At 46.7% G+C, this 21,121-nt stretch carries 19 protein-coding genes and 2 pseudogenes; 12 read left to right on the plus strand and 9 right to left on the minus strand.

All coding sequences use genetic code 11. From position 1 onward, the window contains the following. Positions 1-100 precede the first annotated feature (100 nt). Complete coding sequence (locus tag NST39_RS04210) at positions 101-319, minus strand: hypothetical protein (protein ID WP_341027239.1); 219 nt, start codon at positions 317-319, stop codon at positions 101-103. A gap of 6 nt (positions 320-325) precedes the next feature. Beyond that, positions 326-616 carry a hypothetical protein gene (locus tag NST39_RS04215; RefSeq protein WP_341027240.1) on the minus strand — a complete coding sequence of 97 codons (291 nt, stop codon included), beginning with the start codon at positions 614-616 and terminating at the stop codon, positions 326-328. Positions 617-1,095: 479 nt separating this feature from the next. On the opposite strand from NST39_RS04215, the gene NST39_RS04220 reads away from it, so the two are divergent. Further along, complete coding sequence (locus NST39_RS04220; RefSeq protein ID WP_341027241.1) at positions 1,096-1,413, plus strand: hypothetical protein; 318 nt, start codon at positions 1,096-1,098, stop codon at positions 1,411-1,413. 340 nt (positions 1,414-1,753) lie between these two features. Here the strand turns inward: NST39_RS04220 and NST39_RS19940 are convergent. After that, positions 1,754-2,584: pseudogene (locus NST39_RS19940) on the minus strand (DDE-type integrase/transposase/recombinase); the annotation flags it as partial. Positions 2,585-3,149: 565 nt separating this feature from the next. Here NST39_RS19940 and NST39_RS19945 point away from each other — a divergent pair. The 7 genes and pseudogenes from NST39_RS19945 to NST39_RS04260 all read left to right on the plus strand — a co-directional run bounded on the left by NST39_RS19945 (position 3,150) and on the right by NST39_RS04260 (position 13,517). Beyond that, positions 3,150-4,280, plus strand: coding sequence for a hypothetical protein (locus tag NST39_RS19945; RefSeq protein WP_445662379.1), 1,131 nt, complete (start codon positions 3,150-3,152; stop codon positions 4,278-4,280). Between the two features lie 419 nt (positions 4,281-4,699). After that, positions 4,700-6,796: pseudogene (locus NST39_RS04235) on the plus strand (exosporium glycoprotein BclB-related protein). Between the two features lie 138 nt (positions 6,797-6,934). Further along, positions 6,935-8,530 carry a sensor histidine kinase gene (locus NST39_RS04240; protein WP_335351824.1) on the plus strand — a complete coding sequence of 532 codons (1,596 nt, stop codon included), beginning with the start codon at positions 6,935-6,937 and terminating at the stop codon, positions 8,528-8,530. Between the two features lie 3 nt (positions 8,531-8,533). Further along, on the plus strand, positions 8,534-9,232 hold the full coding sequence (locus NST39_RS04245; protein WP_341027244.1) for a response regulator: 699 nt from the start codon (positions 8,534-8,536) through the stop codon (positions 9,230-9,232). 3 nt (positions 9,233-9,235) lie between these two features. After that, complete coding sequence (locus NST39_RS04250; protein ID WP_341027245.1) at positions 9,236-10,216, plus strand: tripartite tricarboxylate transporter substrate-binding protein; 981 nt, start codon at positions 9,236-9,238, stop codon at positions 10,214-10,216. 191 nt (positions 10,217-10,407) lie between these two features. Beyond that, complete coding sequence (locus tag NST39_RS04255) at positions 10,408-11,706, plus strand: citrate:proton symporter (RefSeq protein WP_111913146.1); 1,299 nt, start codon at positions 10,408-10,410, stop codon at positions 11,704-11,706. A 179-nt stretch (positions 11,707-11,885) separates the two neighbouring features. Next, on the plus strand, positions 11,886-13,517 hold the full coding sequence (locus tag NST39_RS04260; RefSeq protein WP_341027247.1) for a M14 family metallopeptidase: 1,632 nt from the start codon (positions 11,886-11,888) through the stop codon (positions 13,515-13,517). 144 nt (positions 13,518-13,661) lie between these two features. Here the strand turns inward: NST39_RS04260 and NST39_RS04265 are convergent, their stop codons facing one another. Beyond that, positions 13,662-14,147 (minus strand): phenolic acid decarboxylase, encoded by a 486-nt coding sequence (locus tag NST39_RS04265; RefSeq protein WP_025206914.1) that lies wholly within the window; start codon positions 14,145-14,147, stop codon positions 13,662-13,664. Positions 14,148-14,259: 112 nt separating this feature from the next. Between NST39_RS04265 and NST39_RS04270 the strand changes: the two genes are divergently transcribed. Continuing rightward, the gene (locus NST39_RS04270) at positions 14,260-14,817 is read left to right on the plus strand and encodes a PadR family transcriptional regulator (RefSeq protein ID WP_341027250.1); all 558 of its coding nucleotides are present in this window, start codon (positions 14,260-14,262) and stop codon (positions 14,815-14,817) included. Between the two features lie 104 nt (positions 14,818-14,921). Beyond that, positions 14,922-16,028, plus strand: coding sequence for a nitric oxide synthase oxygenase (locus NST39_RS04275; RefSeq protein WP_341027252.1), 1,107 nt, complete (start codon positions 14,922-14,924; stop codon positions 16,026-16,028). 210 nt (positions 16,029-16,238) lie between these two features. Here NST39_RS04275 and NST39_RS04280 read toward each other — a convergent pair whose 3' ends face one another. After that, positions 16,239-16,508, minus strand: a complete 270-nt coding sequence (locus tag NST39_RS04280; RefSeq protein ID WP_044139758.1) for an acylphosphatase — start codon at positions 16,506-16,508, stop codon at positions 16,239-16,241. A gap of 122 nt (positions 16,509-16,630) precedes the next feature. On the opposite strand from NST39_RS04280, the gene NST39_RS04285 reads away from it, so the two are divergent. Next, positions 16,631-17,281, plus strand: a complete 651-nt coding sequence (locus tag NST39_RS04285) for an MOSC domain-containing protein (protein ID WP_044139749.1) — start codon at positions 16,631-16,633, stop codon at positions 17,279-17,281. A 44-nt stretch (positions 17,282-17,325) separates the two neighbouring features. Here NST39_RS04285 and NST39_RS04290 read toward each other — a convergent pair whose 3' ends face one another. From NST39_RS04290 to map, 3 genes are all read right to left on the minus strand, one after another. Beyond that, entirely contained in the window at positions 17,326-17,463 is a 138-nt protein-coding gene (locus NST39_RS04290) for a YflJ family protein (RefSeq protein ID WP_003214303.1), read from the minus strand. Between the two features lie 134 nt (positions 17,464-17,597). Next, positions 17,598-17,759, minus strand: coding sequence for a hypothetical protein (locus NST39_RS04295; RefSeq protein WP_003214360.1), 162 nt, complete (start codon positions 17,757-17,759; stop codon positions 17,598-17,600). 123 nt (positions 17,760-17,882) lie between these two features. Beyond that, a complete protein-coding gene (map, locus tag NST39_RS04300) occupies positions 17,883-18,632 on the minus strand; it encodes a type I methionyl aminopeptidase (RefSeq protein WP_044139748.1) in 750 nt (249 codons plus the stop codon). Between the two features lie 187 nt (positions 18,633-18,819). Between map and nagE the strand changes: the two genes are divergently transcribed. Continuing rightward, positions 18,820-20,184, plus strand: coding sequence for an N-acetylglucosamine-specific PTS transporter subunit IIBC (gene nagE / locus NST39_RS04305; RefSeq protein ID WP_341027255.1), 1,365 nt, complete (start codon positions 18,820-18,822; stop codon positions 20,182-20,184). Between the two features lie 18 nt (positions 20,185-20,202). On the opposite strand, the gene NST39_RS04310 is transcribed toward nagE, so the two are convergent. After that, a complete protein-coding gene (locus NST39_RS04310; protein WP_003214429.1) occupies positions 20,203-20,961 on the minus strand; it encodes a DUF817 domain-containing protein in 759 nt (252 codons plus the stop codon). Positions 20,962-21,121 lie beyond the last annotated feature (160 nt).

Raw genomic sequence — 21,121 nt, forward strand, 5'->3', positions numbered from 1 at the left:
GCAACCGGAGATACAGGTGCAACCGGAGCCACAGGAGCAACCGGAGCGACAGGTGCAACCGGAGCCACAGGAGCGACAGGAGCGACAGGTGCAACAGGAGTCACCGGAGCAACCGGAGATACAGGTGCAACCGGAGCCACAGGAGCAACCGGAGCCACAGGAGCGACCGGAGATACAGGTGCAACCGGAGCCACAGGAGCCGCAGGAGCAACCGGAGATACAGGTGCAACCGGAGCCACAGGAGCAACCGGAGCCACAGGAGCCACAGGTGCCACCGGAGCGACCGGAGATATAGGAGCAACCGGAGCGACAGGTGCAACAGGAGTCACCGGAGCAACCGGAGATACAGGTGCAACCGGAGCAACCGGAGATACAGGTGCAACCGGAGCCACAGGAGCCGCAGGAGCCACAGGAGCCGCAGGAGCCACCGGAGCGACAGGTGCAACCGGAGCCACAGGAGCAACCGGAGATACAGGTGCAACCGGAGCCACAGGAGCCACAGGAGCAACCGGAGCCACAGGAGCCACAGGTGCCACCGGAGCGACCGGAGCCACAGGAGCCACAGGTGCCACCGGAGCGACCGGAGATATAGGAGCCACCGGAGCGACAGGTGCAACAGGAGTCACCGGAGCAACCGGAGATACAGGTGCAACCGGAGCCACAGGAGCCACGGGAGCGACAGGTGACACCGGCCCAACGGGAGCGACAGGAGTAACTGGAGCCACAGGTGACACCGGCCCAACGGGAGCGACAGGAGTAACTGGAGCCACAGGTGACACCGGCCCAACGGGAGCGACAGGAGTAACTGGAGCCACGGGTGACACAGGTCCAACGGGAGCGACAGGAGTAACCGGAGCCACGGGTGACACCGGCCCAACGGGAGCGACAGGAGTAACTGGAGCCACAGGTGACACCGGCCCAACGGGAGCGACAGGAGTAACTGGAGCCACGGGTGACACAGGTCCAACGGGAGCGACAGGAGTAACCGGGGCCACAGGTGACACCGGCCCAACGGGTGCAACCGGTGCACTAGCGACCGCATCTGCCAGTGCAGTTTCCAGTGCCCAAACTGTTGCAATTGGTGCTAACATACCATTGGATGGGGCAACTAATCTAGTTAATGTGACTTTAACAGCTCCAAACACTTTTACGACTCAGGTGGCTGGTAATTATTTTGTCATTGCACAAGTTTCTCCTCTTGCTGCTCAAGTTGGTCCAACAAATATAAATATACAAAGCAATGGTGTAAATATTGGTGGTGGTACCAACAACGGGACAGCAACTGGTCAAGAAGTTGTTGCTATGGGAGTGACCGGACAAATTCCTGCAGGTACGGCAATTACGTTAAATAACGCGAGCGGGCAGTCCATTGCATATACACAGGCACGGTTAATAATATTCAGAATGAATTAAACTTTTAACCTAAACCTTGTTCTACAGTGCGAGATGAATTTTGATCTCGCACTGGATTTTTTTGTAATACTAAAGCTTTTTTAAGAAAAAGAATGTGCTAAACAGTTTCAAGCATCGTTTTCGTTTTTTGTATAGATTTAAATAAATGGTGATTTCATAAAGAAGTGTAGTTTTCAATAGATAACAAAGTTGGAAAATGTGGTAGACACAGAAGGACAAACTACTACAATATGACTAATTCGAGTTACAAGTTTCAAAAATACATAAATAGCCCATAAAGAAGTGACCCCCGAAATTTAACCACGGGTTCGTATTAGACAGCTTTCTAGGCATGAGTTCGGTACAGAAATTCAGACTTTAAAGATACCAAAAAAATTTTCGATCACTGCGTTATCGTAACAGTTGCCTTTTCGGGACATACTCTGTGTAATCCCCAGTTTTTTTAGGGCATGTCTATAATGCTTCATTTGATAATGCCTGCCTTGGTCGGAATGTATAACGGTCTTCTCCTCATCTTTCAAACGGTCAAATGCCTGATGAAGCATCGTCGAGACAAGGGAATAAACGGGTATTGAATCAATTGTATAGGTGATGACCTCACCATTAAATAGATCTAATATGGGCGAAAGGTAGAGCTTCTGCCCGAATAATTTGAACTCTGTCATATTCGCTTTTCAGTTTGAAAGTGACTAGCTAAAATGTTAGGTGCAATTTTATCGAAGGTTCCAGGCGATATCCATAACGGCCTTGATGTTCCTTATAAACGGTTTATATCATCTTTTCAGCTTGGCGCATCTCGATCAGGACGATTCGAATGCTTCACCCAGTAATAGTAGGTACTGTGCGGAATACCTGCGAGTTGAAGTAATGCTTTCACCGGATACTTATGCCTTATATGATAGACGACTTGCGCTTTGTCTCGTTTGGTGATGGTTCCTTGTTTTGAACTAAGGCATTCAACTTTTTTAAATACTCATTCACCATGTGCAAATGTTCTACCTCTGCCTGTAAGCTTCCATTGATCCTTTAGCTGGTGCTTGCTTTCCTATTTTCTTTTTCATAGAGGACGCCCCTTTTTCTTTGGTTTGAGGGCGTCTGTTCCTTGTGTTTCCGTTACGTGTTGCTCATTCCAAAGCGTTGAGGAAGAAGGCAAATCAAATATTTTAGCTGTTTTTTTTCAATAGTGAAGTATACTTTGGTGCACTCCAATATGATGTGTGATCCCAAACAAACTCTCTCAACCACTTAAGTAACGTTTTACCGTTTTGATTTTGTCTCCCCTTGTGAATTTAGCTGAAAGAAAAGCGACTCCAAATTTTTAGACTCCCCTTAAAGTGAACTCCTTAGAATAATGTTGAAAAATCCCTTGGTTATTTGGATGAGAACTAAGGGGATGTACTATCATGGAAAATATAGGGTGGGCATAAGCTTGAGTGGTATTCTGAAAAATAAAGGAATTAAGTGCACTTTGTGATATGTAATAAGTTTTTGAAATTTTGTAGCTTACTTAAATTGTACAAACACCATTTTCTAGATACTTGAATAGGATAAGGGGGTGATTCTATGAAAAGATGTAGACAATGCGGAAAAACTTATCCCTCTCATTCTAAAGGCCATTACCAAAAAGGAAGCTGGTATGATGCGTATAAGGATGATGGATGGGAATGTGATAGCTGTAAGAAAGGACAAACCAGAAGACCAGTGAAAAACCTTTGTTGCGGAAAAGATCCTTGTGTTTGTGTCATTCAAGGTCCGCCAGGCGGGAGAGGAAGGAGAGGCCCGCAGGTCCAACAGGTCCAACGGGACCAGGAGTAGGAGCCACCGGAGCGACAGGAGCTACAGGAGCGGCGGGAGCCACGGGCGCCACCGGAGCGACAGGAGCCACCGGAGCCACGGGAGCCGCAGGAATAGCAGGAGTCACAGGAGCGACCGGAGCGACGGGAGATACCGGAGCCACAGGCGTAACCGGAGCCACAGGAGATACCGGTCCAACCGGTCCAACCGGAGCCACCGGAGCCACCGGAGATACAGGAGCCACCGGAGCCACGGGAGCGACGGGAGATACCGGTCCAACCGGCGCCACGGGAACCGCAGGAATAGCAGGAGTCACAGGAGCGACCGGAGCGACGGGAGATACCGGAGCCACAGGCGTAACCGGAGCCACAGGAGCAACAGGAGCCACGGGAGCCACCGGAGCCACCGGAGCGACGGGAGATACCGGTCCAACCGGCGCCACGGGAGCAACCGGAGCCGCAGGAACCACAGGAGATCCCGGAGCTACAGGAGCGACAGGAGATTCCGGCGCCACGGGAGCAACCGGAGCGACAGGAGTCACAGGAGATCCCGGAGCCACCGGAGCCACCGGAGCGACGGGAGATACCGGTCCAACCGGCGCCACGGGAACCGCAGGAATAGCAGGAGTCACAGGAGCGACCGGAGCGACGGGAGATACCGGAGCCACAGGCGTAACCGGAGCCACAGGAGATACCGGTCCAACCGGTCCAACCGGAGCCACCGGAGCCGCAGGAACCACAGGAGATCCCGGAGCTACAGGAGCCACCGGAGCCACGGGAGATCCCGGCGCCACAGGAGCCACCGGAGCCACCGGAGCGACGGGAGATACCGGTCCAACCGGCGCCACGGGAACCGCAGGAATAGCAGGAGTCACAGGTGTAACCGGCGCCACCGGAGCAACAGGAGCCACCGGAGCCACGGGGGCGGGCGCCACCGGAGCGACAGGAGCAACAGGAGCGCGCCACCGGAGCGACAGGAGCAACAGGAGCGACAGGAGCCACCGGGAGATTCAGGAGCCACGGGAGCGACGGGAGATACCGGTCCAACCGGAGCCACGGGAACCGCAGGAATAGCAGGAGTCACAGGTGTAACCGGCGCCACCGGAGCCACAGGAGCCACGGGAGCGACGGGAGATACCGGTCCAACCGGCGCCACGGGAACCGCAGGAATAGCAGGAGTCACAGGAGCGACCGGAGCGACGGGAGATACCGGAGCCACAGGCGTAACCGGAGCCACAGGAGATACCGGTCCAACCGGCGCCACCGGAGCCGCAGGAACCACAGGAGATCCCGGAGCTACAGGAGCAACAGGAGCGACAGGAGCCACCGGAGATTCAGGAGCCACGGGAGCGACGGGAGATACCGGTCCAACCGGAGCCACGGGAACCGCAGGAATAGCAGGAGTCACAGGTGTAACCGGCGCCACCGGAGCCACAGGAGCCACGGGAGCGACGGGAGATACCGGTCCAACCGGCGCCACGGGAACCGCAGGAATAGCAGGAGTCACAGGAGCGACCGGAGCGACGGGAGATACCGGAGCCACAGGCGTAACCGGAGCCACAGGAGATACCGGTCCAACCGGCGCCACCGGAGCCGCAGGAACCACAGGAGATCCCGGAGCTACAGGAGCAACAGGAGCGACAGGAGCCACCGGAGCAACAGGAGCGACCGGAGCCACAGGCGTAACCGGAGCCACAGGAGATACCGGTCCAACCGGAGCCACCGGAGCCGCAGGAACCACAGGAGATCCCGGAGCCACCGGAGCCACGGGGCGACGGGCGCCACAGGAGCCACAGGAGCGACAGGAGCCACCGGAGATACAGGAGCAACAGGAGCCACCGGAGCCACCGGAGCGACGGGAGATACCGGTCCAACCGGCGCCACGGGAACCGCAGGAATAGCAGGAGTCACAGGTGTAACCGGCGCCACCGGAGCAACAGGAGCCACCGGAGCCACGGGAGGCGGCGGGCGCCACCGGAGCGACAGGAGCAACAGGAGCGACAGGAGCCACCGGAGATTCAGGAGCCACGGGAGCGACGGGAGATACCGGTCCAACCGGCGCCACGGGAACCGCAGGAATAGCAGGAGTCACAGGTGTAACCGGCGCCACCGGAGCCACAGGAGCCACGGGAGCGACGGGAGATACCGGTCCAACCGGCGCCACGGGAACCGCAGGAATAGCAGGAGTCACAGGAGCGACCGGAGCGACGGGAGATACCGGAGCCACAGGCGTAACCGGAGCCACAGGAGATACCGGTCCAACCGGCGCCACCGGAGCCGCAGGAACCACAGGAGATCCCGGAGCTACAGGAGCAACAGGAGCGACAGGAGCCACCGGAGATTCAGGAGCCACGGGAGCGACGGGAGATACCGGTCCAACCGGAGCCACGGGAACCGCAGGAATAGCAGGAGTCACAGGTGTAACCGGCGCCACCGGAGCCACAGGAGCCACGGGAGCGACGGGAGATACCGGTCCAACCGGCGCCACGGGAACCGCAGGAATAGCAGGAGTCACAGGAGCGACCGGAGCGACGGGAGATACCGGAGCCACAGGCGTAACCGGAGCCACAGGAGATACCGGTCCAACCGGCGCCACCGGAGCCGCAGGAACCACAGGAGATCCCGGAGCTACAGGAGCAACAGGAGCGACAGGAGCCACCGGAGCAACAGGAGCGACCGGAGCGACCGGAGATACAGGAGCAACAGGAGCCACCGGAGCCACCGGAGATCCCGGCGCCACGGGAGCCACCGGAGCCGCAGGAATCACAGGAGATCCCGGAGCTACAGGAGCAACAGGAGCAGCGGGAGCCACCGGAGCCACCGGAGATCCCGGCGCCACGGGAGCCACCGGAGCCGCAGGAACCACAGGAGATACCGGTCCAACCGGAGCCACGGGAGCCACCGGAGCGACGGGAGATACCGGTCCAACCGGCGCCACGGGAACCGCAGGAATAGCAGGAGTCACAGGAGCGACCGGAGCCACGGGAGCCACAGGAGTCACAGGAGATACCGGTCCAACCGGAGTCACGGGAGCCACAGGCGTAACTGGAGCGACGGGAGACACTGGCCCAACCGGAGCGAGTGCGATTATTCCAGTTGCATCAGGTACCCCTGCTGTCTTGACTACAATTGCAGGCGGTCTTGTTGGAACATCTAGCTTGGTCGGCTTTGGTAGCTCTGCAACAGGCGTTAGCATACTTGGTGGTATCATCGACTTAACAGGTGCAGCAGGTACGCTTTTAAATATGGCATTCTCTGTACCAAGAGATGGTACTATTACTTCTTTTGCCGGATACTTTAGTACCACGGCAGCATTGGCTTTAGTCGGCACGAGTATTACAGTGACAGCAAGTATATTTGCTTCACCGACACCAGATAACAGCTTCACTCAAATAGCGAGTGTCACATTGGCTCCACCATTAACTGGGATTCTAACTCTTGGTGCCATTTCAAACGGCATCGCTACTGGTCTGAATGTGCCAGTTACAGCAGAAACAAGATTACTGGTTGCTTTCTCTGCGACTGCAACAGGCTTATCTTTAATTAACACTGTAGCAGGCTATGCGAGTGCAAGCTTATCCATCACGTAATTGAAACAGGGATGACTCAATTTGAGTCGTCCTTTTTTGTTTGAATGAATTTTCTCTTAACTTCGCAAGAAAAAATGATATGATTTTCTTAGAGCTTATTCGATGAATCTAATTGAATTAGGGGTTGTGGCGGTGAGGATGGGCAAAAGGAAAGTCACTTTACAAACGAAAATTTTGGGATTAATTATCGGGCTTTTGCTTGTTGTCATTGCGTTATTGACCATTTGTTTTGGTTTTTTGCAGACCTCAGAAAGGCAGCGGCAAGCAGAACAACTGGCGGTGCAAACCGCTAGAACAATCTCATATATGCCGCCCATTAAAACATCGGTGGCCACATCAGCATCCCAAAATGAAGAACAGGCAGTGCTTGAGCAAATGAAGGAGCAAGTAAGAGGACATGCTATCTTCATCACCAATCAAAAAGGAAAGGTCCTTTTTCATACGAATCATGAGGATGTAGGTAAAACCATCAGTGTATCGGAAGGAAGGAGTACTTTGCTGTTTGGAGGAACCTCCATATCGACTGGTGATTCTGACGGTGAAACCGTTGTCAGAGGCAGTGCGCCGATTATGAAAGAAACAGGACAGCATGAAGAAATTATTGGGACAGTTACTGTCGAATTTTTAAAAAGAGAAATCGACCAAGCGACAGCTCATCAACTATTCAAGTTGAGTTATATTGCCCTTCTTGTGCTCTTGCCTGGCCTATTCGGAGCGATTTTTTTAACAAGGAGTATTCGAAAAGATACATTGGGGCTTGAACCACATGAGATTGCATCATTATACCGAGAAAGAGAAGCGATGCTGCTCGCTATTAAAGAGGGGATTATTGCGTTTGACCGCAAAGGTGCGATGACGATGATGAATACGTCAGCTGAACACATGCTGCGCGTTTCTTCAAAGCGACCCCTTCATATTGACCAAGTCTTGCCAAATGCTAATCTTCTATCCTATTTAACGGTAGAGACGATTGAGCCTAACATAGAAATCGTCGTCAATAATAAAACCTTTGTGTTAAACGTGAAAAAAGTTAAGCAGGACAATAGAGTGTTCGGCGGAATTGTGAGCTTCAGGGAGAAAACAGAGCTGACGAAGCTGCTGGATACATTAACAGAGGTAAGCCAATATTCAGAAGACCTTAGAGCGCAAACACATGAGTTTTCAAATAAGCTGTACGCCATTTTAGGCTTGCTTGAGCTGAAACAAGTGGATGAAGCGATCGACTTAATTAAGGAAGAATATACGCTGCAAAATCGTCAGCATGATTTACTCATGAAGCAAATTCGTTCTCCTAAAATTCAAGCTATTTTACTAGGGAAATTAGGAAAGGCATCTGAGAAAAAGGTTCATTTCCAGATTGATGAAAATAGTTCATTGGAGCCGCTTCCCGCTCATTTAAGTTTATCTCACTTTATCACCATTATTGGCAATCTCGTAGACAATGCCTTTGAGGCCGTATTAAACAAAGAGAAGCGAGAAGTAGGTCTGTTTATCACAGATATTGGATTTGATATTATTATAGAAGTTTCTGATTCAGGTGATGGCATCAATGATAAGGAATTGTCACACATTTTTACAAGGGGTCATTCGTCAAAGGGAGAAGGGCGAGGCTATGGACTAGCGAATGTGAAAGAAGTATTGGACGAACTTGGGGGCTGGATTGAAGTGACGAACCAAAAAGAAGGCGGTGCCATCTTCACTGCATACATACCGAAAGGCACAAAGGGGGAATAGATTGTGATGAAGGTACTCATTGCGGAGGATGATTTTCGAATCGCAGCCATTCATGCATCTTATATACAACAAATAGAAGGATTTCAAGTCGCCGGAAAGGCAAAGAGTGCAAAGGATATGTGGGATGCGCTTCAAAAGGAACAAGTCGACCTCATCTTGCTTGATGTGTATATGCCCGATGAGCTCGGCACAAACCTGTTGCCGCTTTTAAGAGAACGCTATCCAGAAATAGATGTGATTATTATCACTGCGGCTACGGAAACGACACTTTTAAGAGATGCCCTTCAATACGGAGTGGTTCATTATTTAATCAAACCAGTGACCGCACAAAAGTTTGCGCAAGTTTTAACCGAATATAAAGAGAAGAAAGACATCATCAATTCCAAGGATGAAGTCAATCAAACGATGATTGATTTGTTTTTTGGACAGATGCAAGAAGAGCCGAAGGAAAAGGATGACAGAGACCTGCCTACAGGCATCAATTCGCTGACTTTGGACAAGGTGAAAACATTGATGGCACCAGAGAATAATGGAATTACAGCAGAAGAACTAGGAGAAAAGATGGGGGCATCACGTACAACAGCGAGACGATATGTTGAGTATCTCGTGACAACAGGAGAATGCCGGGCAGAGCTTGCGTACGGAATCATTGGCAGACCAGAGCGAAAATATTATCCTGCCAAAAAGCAAGCGGAGTCTTAAATGATGAAAAAAGCAATATGCCTTGTCGTGATCATAATATGTCTTTGTATGACGCTCACCTTTAATGAAAAAAAGGGAGGTGACTCTTTCCTGCAGCACAGCCCATTATATATCGTGGTGTCTGGTGTCCCTGACGGCGGATTTGACCAAACAGCTCAAGTGATGAAATCAGTGCTCGAGAAGGAAAAGCTGGTGAAGCGGTCGGTGAATATCCTTTATCAAAGAGGCGGAACGGTGGATAAAGGATGGACATATATGCTGGAGCGAGATACCAACTATATTAGTTTGAATTCAAGTTTATTGTTAAGCCGTAATTTGCTTGGTAGCAGTAACATGACAATGAATGATGTCACGCCACTTGCGATTCTTGCGGAAGAGTGGCAGGTCGTCGCAGTCCCAGTGGATTCTCCCTTTTCAAATGGGAAGGAGCTATTAAATACACTAAAGAAGAAACCGGATTCCTTAAAAATTGGATTTGCCCCAGACTTTGGAAATGATGATCAAATCTCATTCGCACGAGCGGCAGAAATGGCAGGGATTGATCCATACCGCATTCAATTTTTGAAGTTTGACAGTGCAGATGATTTATTTCAGGCGCTCATTGACCATGAGGTGGATGCAGCAACAACAACGATTACAGAGGTTCGTCATGATTATGAAAAGAAGAGGCTAAAACTCATAGCGACCACAACCAATCAGCGTTTAGAGGGATTTGAAGATGTGCCTACTTGGAAAGAGCAAGGAATCCCGCTCATCTTTTCTCATTGGCGTGGTGTCATGGGACCCAAACAAATGAATCAGCACGAGATTCGTGAATTGGATCAGCTTCTTCAAAAAATGACACAGACTAAGTCCTGGAAAAAACAATTAAAGCAAAAGGGCTGGACAGGTCGCTATATGAACAGTAAAGAGGCAAAGATCTTTATGGAAGAGCAATTAAGGCGATATGAGCAGTTTATCCAAGGGGAACAAGCGGTCGAATGAGATCGCTTTTTTTCATGGAATTCATCAAAACCAAGGTTTGAACAAAATGAACAAAAAGCATTTATCGACCAAAAAAGAATTAAAATTCATAATATTTACTTCAATTTAGGCGTCAGATATCATGACAGAAAGGGTTGGAAATGGGATACCAGCATTTAATGAAAGCGTATACAACATAAGGGGTGAACAAAGTGCTAGCAATCTTAGGATTTCTTATGATGGTTGTATTTATGGTTTTGATTATGACGAAACGTATGTCTGTTTTAACGGCATTGGTATTAACACCAATTGCTTTTGCTCTTATTGCAGGTTTTCATTTTACTGAAATTTCAGACATGATTGTCAAAGGTGTACAGCAAGTCGCACCGACAGCGGTCATGATCATGTTTGCGATTTTGTACTTTGGCATTATGATTGATGCGGGTTTATTTGATCCGATGGTGGCGAAAATTTTAAACATTGTCAAAGGCGATCCATTAAAAATTGTCGTCGGAACAGCTGTCCTGACCATGCTTGTTGCACTTGATGGTGATGGGACAACAACGTACATGATTACAACAACAGCGATGCTTCCATTATTTACGCTGCTTGGCATCCGGCCGATTATTTTAGCGGGGATTGCCGGAGTTGGCATGGGGATTATGAATACGATTCCATGGGGAGGAGCCACACCTAGAGCGGCGAGTGCACTTGGCGTTGATCCATCACTTTTATTTGGTCCGATGATACCAGTCATTGGTGCAGGGGTTTTGAGCATGATTGTGGTGGCATACTTTCTTGGGAAGTCTGAAAGAAAGCGTCTTGGTGTCATTGAGCTCGAACAGCCGATTCATGCAAATGAAATGGCAGCGGCACTACAGGATGACATCAAGCGACCGAAACTTTGGTGGTTTAACCTGTCGCTTACGTTGTTATTGGTGCTCCTTCTCGTCTCTGGAAAAGTCAGCTTAACGGTATTATTTGTTCTTGCATTCTGTGTGGCGATTATCGTGAACTATCCGAACCTTGAACAGCAGCGTGAGCGGATTGCGGCTCATTCAACCAACGTTTTAGCGATTGCTTCCATGATATTTGCGGCAGGGGTTTTTACAGGCATCTTAACAGGCACAAAAATGGTCGATGAAATGGCGATTTCGATTGTATCTGCCATTCCAGAGCAGCTTGGCGGCTTTATTCCAGTCATTGTTGCGTTAACGAGCGGAATATTTACGTTCTTTATGCCGAATGATGCATACTTTTATGGGGTCCTGCCGATCCTATCAGAAACAGCGGCAGCATACGGTGTTGATAAAATTGAAATCGCGAGAGCCTCTATTATTGGCCAGCCGATTCATATGTTAAGCCCACTTGTTCCATCCACTCATTTACTTGTTGGACTTGTTGGTGTATCACTGGATCAGCATCAGAAGTTTGGCATGAAATGGGCTGTGCTTGCAGTTGTCGCCATGACGGTCATGTCGGTACTCATTGGGGCCATTTCCATTTGGTAAATAAAAGAGTGTCTGCTACGTGAGCAGGCACTTTTTTTAGGTCATATTGCCGAGCAGCTCAATTCATTTGCCCTATACAAAAAACATGCCTGTTCCTCCAAAAGATATATTTTTGAAAAATACTGATACTTTTACTGTTTTTTTCTTTATAATGCAAATCAACGAAGGGAGAGGATAGCATGTCCAAACGAAAAGGCACGATTCTTTTTGCTGCTGTATGCCTCATAGCAGGAAGTTTGTCGATGGTGAGTCCAGATTCAGCTCATGCAGATACCCCTTATTATGGAAAGAGTTATGAACAGCCAGCCTCAGTGAAGAAGCTATACCATGAGCCTGACGAGACGTTCGATACCCCCGCATTTCAGAAAAAAGGAGAAGCCTTCACCACACAAGAAGAGCTTCAACCATTCTTACGTGATATTGTCCGCAAAAGTCCTTACGCTACGCAGAAGCAGATTGGAACATCCATTGAAGGACGGTCCATTCCAGCCCTCTACTTTACAAAGGATCGTCATATTTCTCCACTTTCAAAAAAGCCAACGATCTGGCTTCAAGCACAAATACACGGAAATGAACCAGCCTCCGGTGAATCTGCTCTCGTCATCGCAAAACGATTAGCTGGTGAAGAAGGAGAGCGTATACTCAATCATGTGAATATGATCATTGTCCCGAGAATCAATCCTGATGGTGCTTATGCGTTTGAGCGCAGGCTTGCAAACGGAATGGATGGAAACCGTGATCATATGACATTAGAATCTCCAGAGCTCACAGCCCTGCATCAAGAATTTAATCGGTATGCACCAGAAGTGGTCATTGATGCCCATGAATACGATGTGGGACAAAAACAGTTTGATGATATCGGATCAGCGGGTGCACTCAAATATCACGATTTACTGATCTTATCAGGGAAGAACTTGAATATTCCAGAAAGCATCCGGCTCACGTCAAATGAATTATACGTGAACGGCGTCCGTGAAACGCTAACAAATCAAGGATTTTCAAATGATTTATATTATACAAGCACAAGAGGAAAGGATGGAAAGATCGATCTCTATGAAGGCGGAACGGATGCACGAATTGGTCGAAATGCTCTGGCGCTCTCCCCAGCGCTATCCTTTCTTGTAGAAAGCAGAGGGATTGGAATTGGAAGAGAGGACTTTACCCGCCGCGTCGCAGCACAAGTCACCACTCATGAAAAAATCATTGAAACAACGGTGAAACATGCAAAGCAGGTGAAGCAGCAAATGGTGACGGAGCGTTTGAAGCTGGTGAAAAAAGGTCTCCAATCGAATGATGACGATCAAGTGGTCATTCAAGATGATTTCAAAGCACCGGTGGATGATTCGCTTGAAATGGTAGATATTGAAAAAGGACAGACCATCAATGTCCCTGTACGCTTTCACAGTGCGAGCGATGCTATTCCTGTCATATCGAGAGAACGACCGACAGCTTATCTTGTTTTACCTGGACATGAAGGGGTAGAACGGAAGCTTCAAACCTTAGGGTTAAAAAGTATCACATTGCCTGCCAGTGTAAAAGTACCGGTACAAGCCTATCAAGTAACAAAACGAGACGAAAAGAGCAAAACAGATATTCAGCTTGAAACAGAACTCACCCAAAAGAAACGTCAGCTACCAAAAGGGACAAAGGTATATTTCACGGCGCAGCCGCAAACGAATTTGTTGTCACTTGCCCTTGAGCCAGAATCAAAAGACAGCTACATGTCATCTGGATTTATTGCGTCAAAAGTAGGCGATGAACTGCCAGTGTACCGGTTCTTGCTATCTAAAAGGACGTTAGGCATTAAATAAAAAAGGGCTAAAATGATTTAGCCCTCAGCGTGTCCTATACTGCAAAGATTTTCTATCACACTGAAAAGAAGACAAAGGGCTAAAATAAACATCATTTTAGCCCTTTGTCCACAATCTAGAAGCGGCACAGTGTGTGCTGCTTTTTTATTTTCGTCCTGCTCTTATTTCATCAGTCAAGCCTTCATATGGCGCTTCGGCGATAATGGTTTCGTCATTTACACCCGCATGATGAATATACGTAATGTCCGCAAATTCTGGAACAACATATTTCGGATATGTTTCGTACTTTTCACGAGATTCTTTCATGAGATCGATGTAGTCATTTTGATAGCAAACTGTGATATCTGGACGTTCATGGACCCATTTTGGGAAGAAGATGACGCCATGCATGCGTTTTTCTTCAGGCATAAAGTTCAGAGAGACGTCTGTCCCAGTTGGTTCTGTCCAAGAAACTTTGTAAACGCCTTTTGTTAGCTTCACAATATTCACTTCTTGATCACGGACCCAGCGGCCTCCAACCATTCCGCTATGAATGCGGTAATCAATGGTGTGATCGTTTTTAATGTAAATCTCATATTCCCAGCCATTTTCATACGTATAAATCATATGAAGTCCAACGAATTGATCCATGTTTATTCCTTCTTTCATTAGAATGATGTTGTTTCAAACATGTCGTGATTTACATGTTTATTTTAAAGCCTGTGGTATAATATTGTCAAAGAATAAACGTTGGAGGCACATCATGAGAGTTTTGAAATATGCCATTCTTGGTTTACTAGATCAGTGTGAGCTGACTGGATACGATATCACCAAACATTTTAAGGGATCCCTTGGACAGTTTTGGAGCGCGAAGCATAGCCAAATTTACCCTGAGCTAAAACGGCTCACAGAAGAAGGGTTTATTGAATTTGATGTTCGTATACAAGGAAAGAAGCTAGAGAAGAAGGTTTATCAAATCACAGAGGCAGGGCAAGCGGCATTGCATCAGTGGTTAAGGACAAAAGACCCGATCCCAGAAACAACAAAGGATGAATTCATGCTCAAAACATTTTTCATCTCCTCCATGGACAAAAAAGAAGCGGCTGATCTGTTTACACATCAACTGCTAGAGCGCACGAAGAAAGTAGACATGCTAAAGCAGAAGCTGCACGCGTTAATAGAGGAAGATCGTGGGGCTGAATCGCTTCATTCAGCGCAATTTGGGCATTACTTAGTGCTGACAAGGGCAATTGAAAGAGAAAAAGGCTATGTCCGCTGGCTCGAGCAAACCCTTAAACGGATTGATTCATCCACGCTCTAAGGACAATGGTCGGATGATATGATAAAAAATGGTTTGAAACTAGTGAATTTATAAATAGAAACCGCTACAATGGATATATTCGTATTAAAGTGAGGCGAGTATGTTTGAGTAATCAAGAAGCGTTGTGGAATGAAGCAGAAGCTTTTATTTCTGTATGCTATGAAGAATTGGGCAAGTCAAATGAAGAGAAAGCAGCACGTCTGCATGAAATAAAACAAGAAATTAACTCTAAAGGGACGTATACTCACACACAAGAGGAATTGGCGCACGGGGCGAAAATGGCATGGCGCAACAGCAACCGCTGCATTGGCCGTTTATTTTGGTCAACCCTGCATGTTCACGACTGCCGTCACGTGAAGACAGAAGAAGAGGTGAAAGAGGCACTCTTTCATCATATTGAGTATGCGACAAATGATGGGAAAATCAAACCATCCATTACGATCTTTCCTCCAGAAAATCATTCGCAAAAGGAAGTCGTCATTTATAATCATCAGCTCGTTCGTTATGCAGGCTATGAGACGGAGTATGGCATCATCGGCGACGAGGCTTCTCTTGAATTAACTAAGTTGTGTGAAGCCCATGGCTGGAAAGGGGAGGGCACGCACTTTGATATTCTGCCTCTCATGTTTCAGCTAAAGGATCAGCCGCCCGTTCTGTATGAGCTTCCGAAAGAAATCGTCCAAGAAGTCGAGATCATCCATCCTGAGTATGAAGGATTTCGTGATTTAGGACTGAAATGGTATGCGGTACCGATTATTGCTGATATGAAATTGGAGATTGGTGGTATTCATTACAATGCAGCACCGTTCAATGGCTGGTATATGGGCACAGAAATTGGCGCACGTAACCTAGCCGATGAGAATCGCTACAATATGCTGAAAAAAGTCGCTTCGATTTTAGGACTGGACACGACAAAGAATGCGTCGCTTTGGAAGGACAAAGCCATTGTTGAGTTGAATGTGGCGGTTCTTCATTCTTACCGAGAAGCAGGGGTGACCATTGTTGATCACCATACAGCAGCACATCAATTTAAACAATTTGAAAAGCAGGAAGAAAAGGCTGACCGCAAGCTGACTGGGGACTGGACTTGGTTGATTCCGCCGGTATCACCAGCTGCTACCCACATCTTCCACAAGCATTACGACAATACCACTCTGAAGCCGAATTATTTTTATCAGGAAAAGCCCTATCATGGAACAGAAAAAGCCTAGCGAGAGCTAGGTTTCAGCGTGTAGCCAAACCCTCGCATTCGCCCGCAGTCCTGTGCGCTGGTGCTCACGAATCACAAATTCGCTCCGCAAAAGTAGCTGTCCTTCCTAGGGCTGCAAAGGTTTTCTATCACGCTGAAAAGAAGACAAAGAGCTAAAATAAACATCATTTTAGCCCTTTGTCAACAATCTGAGAAAAGCCTAGCTCTTTTATTACCTTATGCGAAAATCCTGATAATGAGCGAACTCAGTGAGCGGCTCCATCTGTATATCTGTGACCTTTGAAAAAGGGCTTCCTTTCCGGACAGTCTTTAAGAAATCAAGCACTTCCTGCTGCTCACCCTCTACCTTTAACTCAACATGCCCTTCATCTGTGTTGCGTACCCAGCCTTTCATCCCGCGATTGACGGCTTCTCCTTGTACAAAATAGCGAAAACCGACTCCCTGCACCCGTCCTGTGACAATGGCATGATAATGAATCAATGTCATCTCTCCTTTTTTCTCATCGTACCATAGCATGTAACTGACCTTCACGCATCGACTATGATTTCATTGTCTAACGATGTAAAATAATAGCCATGAGACAACCAAAGGAGATGGTCAACGTGGGACAGAAGAGATACGACATAGTAGGAATTCAAGTAGGACAACCCATCACGACCTATGCAAACGGAAAAGAAATCAAAACAGCCATCAACAAAAAGCGAATTCATGAGCCTGTCTATTTGAGTAAGGTCAATTTTGAGGGAGATGGTCAAGGTGATTTGGTTCATCATGGAGGATATGATAAAGCCGTCTGCGTCTTTCCATACGATCATTATGCTTATTTTGAGCAGTTTTTAGGGGTTCCGTTACAGGAAGCTGCCTTCGGCGAGAATGTAACCGTGCACCAACTAGTTGAAACAGAAGTGCGGATTGGCGATGTATTTCAGCTTGGAGAAGCACTTGTTGAAGTGAGCCAGCCAAGACAGCCGTGTGTGAAACTATCTTTTAAGCATGGTAACATGAAGCTTGTAAAAGAAGTGCAACAAACGGGGTATACCGGTTTTTATTTACGAGTGCTGAAAGAAGGCTTAGTGCCTGCTGATGCTTCTCTAGTATTAGTAGAAAAAGCATCTCATCACATTACAGTCCATGAAGTGAACGAGGTCAAATATCGTCAAACAAGTCCAGAGAGGCTAAAAGCCGTTCTTAAAGTAGATGCCTTAGCAGATGTCGTGAGGAAGTCTTTAGAAAAACGAATTCAGCCCATTTAAAAAAAGCCGTACATCAGCATAAGAGATGTACGGCTTTTAAGCGCTTATGAGCTAGGTTTCTTTTGCTCAAGAAGATTTGCAAGGAAATATGTTTTTAAGCTTTGAAGCTTTCTTCCTTCATGCTTGGTCACACCAAGCTTCTTTAATTCTTCGACATACCAGCCTTTGCTACCATAATGCATGATAGAAAACTCCTTTCAATTGAAACTGCCTGCATTGTAACATCACAAAAAAGGACGTGAAAAGTGTGCAGGTATGAATAAATGAAAACTGATTCTATCTTCCTATGATCCATGTATATGCTGGAAATAATCATTTATGAATTTGGCGGGTTGAGGGTAACGATGATCATGCCGACCGTCATAATCATGATGACAATACCAAGATAAGTCATCATGGATTGTTTTTTCTTAATACCTACAACCGTTAAGATAATACTTTCAATCAAAAAGATAACGCCGATGATGATGAACCACATATCAAATAAGACCCCTTTCGCATATCTTTGCCTATTTTACCACAGGCATTTTTGTTTAGTCGTGACAGATTCGTGAAAGGGAAACGAAAAGATCCCCTCCAATGAAGAAGGGGATCAGCTGGCTTATAGCTTCGTTAATATAATCGGTTCGTCTTTTGTGATGACAATGGTATGTTCAATCTGTGCGACGAGGCTTTTATCTGGTGTTTTAAATGTCCAGCCGTCATCAGTTTGATAAATCGATTCAGCATTTGTTGAAATAAAAGGTTCGAAGGCGATCACGGTGCCATTCTTAAACAAAGCATTATCGAAAGGATCATAATAGTTTAAAATATGGTTAGGTGCTTCATGTAGACTTTTCCCAATGCCATGTCCTGTCAGGTTTTTAATGACAGTAAATCCTTGTTCTTTTGCTGTATTGTAGACCGCACGGCCAATTTGGTTTTGTCTTTTACCGGCTTTTGCATGCTTTAATCCTTCAAGGAATGCATCCTCTGCACACTGGCATAATGCTTCAAGACGAGCATCACCTGTACCTAATACGAATGAAATACCGGTATCGGAATAATAGCCGTCCAGCTCTGCTGAAATATCAATATTGATGAGGTCACCCTCTTGTAAAATGGTTTTTTCACTTGGAATACCGTGAGCAACTTCATCGTTCACGCTGATACAAGTCGTCCCAGGGAAGTCATATTCCTTTTCGGGTGCTGAATTCGCCCCATGCTCTTCTAATATTTTTTTTCCAATCAAATCTAGTTCTTTTGTAGACATGCCTGGTTTCGCTTGGCTTTTCATTTCTTCTCTTGCCAAAGCGACAATTCGGCCGACTTTTTTTAAGGCTTCTAACTCATGATCATGTTTGACAATCACTGTTCATTCCCGCTTTCTATAACTTCATTCTATTCAATAGCTTACCACATTTTACGCAAAAAGAGTAAAGAGCGGAATTCAAATGAATGTGGACAAATTGGTATAGATAACTAGATGTGCATATGATATATTTTTTATGAGCATCATGGACGTTTAGTCATGATGATGACAAAGGGGGAGAAGACAAATGGTGTTTCAGTTTTTTCAAAAGCTAGGCAAATCTTTTATGCTTCCAATCGCTGTACTTCCAGCAGCAGGGATTATTTTGGCTATTGGGCGGGAGGATGTATTCGATATCCCGTTTATTCATGCGGCTGGAAATGCCATTTTTGCAAACTTGGCTTTAATTTTTGCAATGGGGATAGCGATCGGCATTGCAAAGGATGGTAACGGGGCAGCGGCATTATCAGGAGCGATCTCTTATTTTATTTTATCAGCTGGTACAACGTCGATTAATTCAACGAACAATATGGGGGTATTGGGCGGTATTTTATGCGGGCTATTGGCAGGTTATGTGTACAATCGCTTCAAGGATACGAAGCTACCAGAATATTTAGGTTTCTTTAGCGGAAGACAGCTTGTGCCAATTATGACCGCACTTTTCACCATTTTATTAGCAGCCGTTTTCGGATTTGTATGGCCTCCGATTCAAAGCGGGATCAATGGATTAGGGGAATGGATTTTAAGTCTTGGTGCAACGGGTGCAGGGCTGTTTGGTTTCTTTAACCGCTTGCTCATTCCATTAGGGCTTCATCATGTGCTGAATAACTTATTTTGGTTTCAATTCGGGGAATTCAGCGGGGCAACAGGAGATCTAGCGCGATTCTTTAAAGGAGATCCAAGCGCGGGTGTCTTTATGACTGGTTTCTTCCCAGTGATGATGTTCGGTCTGCCAGCGGCATGTCTAGCCATGATTGTGACCGCAAAGCCTGAAAAGCGAAAAGCAACGGCTGGCCTGATGATTGGGATGGCGCTTACGTCATTTATTACAGGGATCACTGAACCAATTGAATTTTCATTTATGTTTTTATCTCCACTCTTATATGGTGTCCATGCTGTACTAACGGGTCTTTCACTCTTTATTGTGAACATTCTCGGGATTCATAGCGGCTTCGCTTTTTCAGCAGGAGCGATTGATTACGTTTTAAGCTTTGGCATTGCACAAAAACCACTCATGCTGCTTGGGGTTGGTGTGCTTTATGGCATTGTGTACTTTTTCGTTTTCTATTTCCTCATTAAACTGTTAAAGCTCAAAACACCGGGCAGAGAAGATGAAGACATTGAAGATATTGCAGCCGATGATACGCAGACGTCAGGTGCGAGTATACTTTTAGAGGGACTTGGCGGCAAAGACAATATCACCGCCATTGATCATTGTGCCACCCGCCTGCGTTTAACAGTAGAAGATACACATTTATTAAATGAAGGCACATTGAAAAAAGCAGGTGCCAAAGGGGTACTGACTTCAGGGAAAACCTCCGTACAAATCATCATTGGAACGAATGTAGAATTTGTCGCAGATGATCTCCGCAAGGAAGTCGATCGAGATTAAAAAAAGCGTTCAGCCAGGTCAAATGGGCTGAACGTTTTTTTGTTTGCGCTGTTCGATGACGAGCACAATACTGATCACAACAAGTAAAAACCAAGAACTGATTTTCCCAAGATGTACGAGAGACCAAGCGTGCTGTTGATTTGGATATTGCCATGCCCCTAAAAAGGTGGTGACATTTTCGGCAATCCAAATGAAGAAACCAATCAGCAAGAAAGAGATGACAAGCGGCATTCGAAAGGTAGAAGAGCCAACCTGAAACGAGACGGACGTTTTTCGAAATATGACAACAAGCAGTAATGTCAGCCACCATCTCAGATCATAGAGCCAGTGATGCGTAAAAAAATTGAGATAAATACACAAGCTAATCCCAATTGAAAGAAACGGATGGGGCCATGAACTGACCTGCACGTGAAGCCGGGACAGTGCCTGATAAATATAGCTTGCTACACTCGCATACATAAATCCGCTATAGAGCGGAACCCCAAAGACCTTCGTATAAGCCTCTTCAGGATAGGACCAAGAACCCATATGAACTTTATACATTTCTAAGCCAATACCTATTATGTGAAATAGACAGATCACCTTCAATTCATTCAATGTCTCCAGCCGAAGCGTCAGCATGAGCATCTGGGCAAGAAGGCAAAGTAGTAGAATGAAATCATACCGGTGTAGAAAAGGAATCGTCACTATCTTTGATAGGGCAAGCGCCGCAAAGATCATGACGGGGAATAGACACGACATCGCCTGTAAGTAAGCAAACTGGAATAATGTTTTCATACAAAATGAAACCTCTTTTCATTGTCTGAAATGACTAAGACGGATTTAGCAAGGGAAAAGTTACCTGAACTATATATTCATGAACAATTTGTGAATACGTATGTGAAAAAGATCACAAACTAGTTTTAACGTAGTATAATAAGATCATAAAGAAAATGTG

Origin of the sequence: Bacillus sp. FSL W8-0645, assembly GCF_038007905.1 — a bacterium.
Classification (GTDB): Bacteria; Bacillota; Bacilli; order Bacillales; family Bacillaceae; genus Bacillus; species Bacillus pumilus.

Excerpts from the sequence above, each read along its gene's own strand:
- NST39_RS04240 (WP_335351824.1), top strand. The coding sequence starts at position 6,935 with ATGGGCAAAAGGAAAGTCACTTTACAAACGAAAATTTTGGGATTAATT.
- NST39_RS04250 (WP_341027245.1), top strand. The coding sequence starts at position 9,236 with ATGAAAAAAGCAATATGCCTTGTCGTGATCATAATATGTCTTTGTATG.
- NST39_RS04260 (WP_341027247.1), top strand. The coding sequence starts at position 11,886 with ATGTCCAAACGAAAAGGCACGATTCTTTTTGCTGCTGTATGCCTCATA.
- NST39_RS04265 (WP_025206914.1), bottom strand. The coding sequence starts at position 14,147 with ATGGATCAATTCGTTGGACTTCATATGATTTATACGTATGAAAATGGC.
- NST39_RS04270 (WP_341027250.1), top strand. The coding sequence starts at position 14,260 with ATGAGAGTTTTGAAATATGCCATTCTTGGTTTACTAGATCAGTGTGAG.
- NST39_RS04290 (WP_003214303.1), bottom strand. The coding sequence starts at position 17,463 with ATGCATTATGGTAGCAAAGGCTGGTATGTCGAAGAATTAAAGAAGCTT.
- NST39_RS04295 (WP_003214360.1), bottom strand. The coding sequence starts at position 17,759 with ATGTGGTTCATCATCATCGGCGTTATCTTTTTGATTGAAAGTATTATC.
- nagE (WP_341027255.1), top strand. The coding sequence starts at position 18,820 with ATGGTGTTTCAGTTTTTTCAAAAGCTAGGCAAATCTTTTATGCTTCCA.
- NST39_RS04310 (WP_003214429.1), bottom strand. The coding sequence starts at position 20,961 with ATGAAAACATTATTCCAGTTTGCTTACTTACAGGCGATGTCGTGTCTA.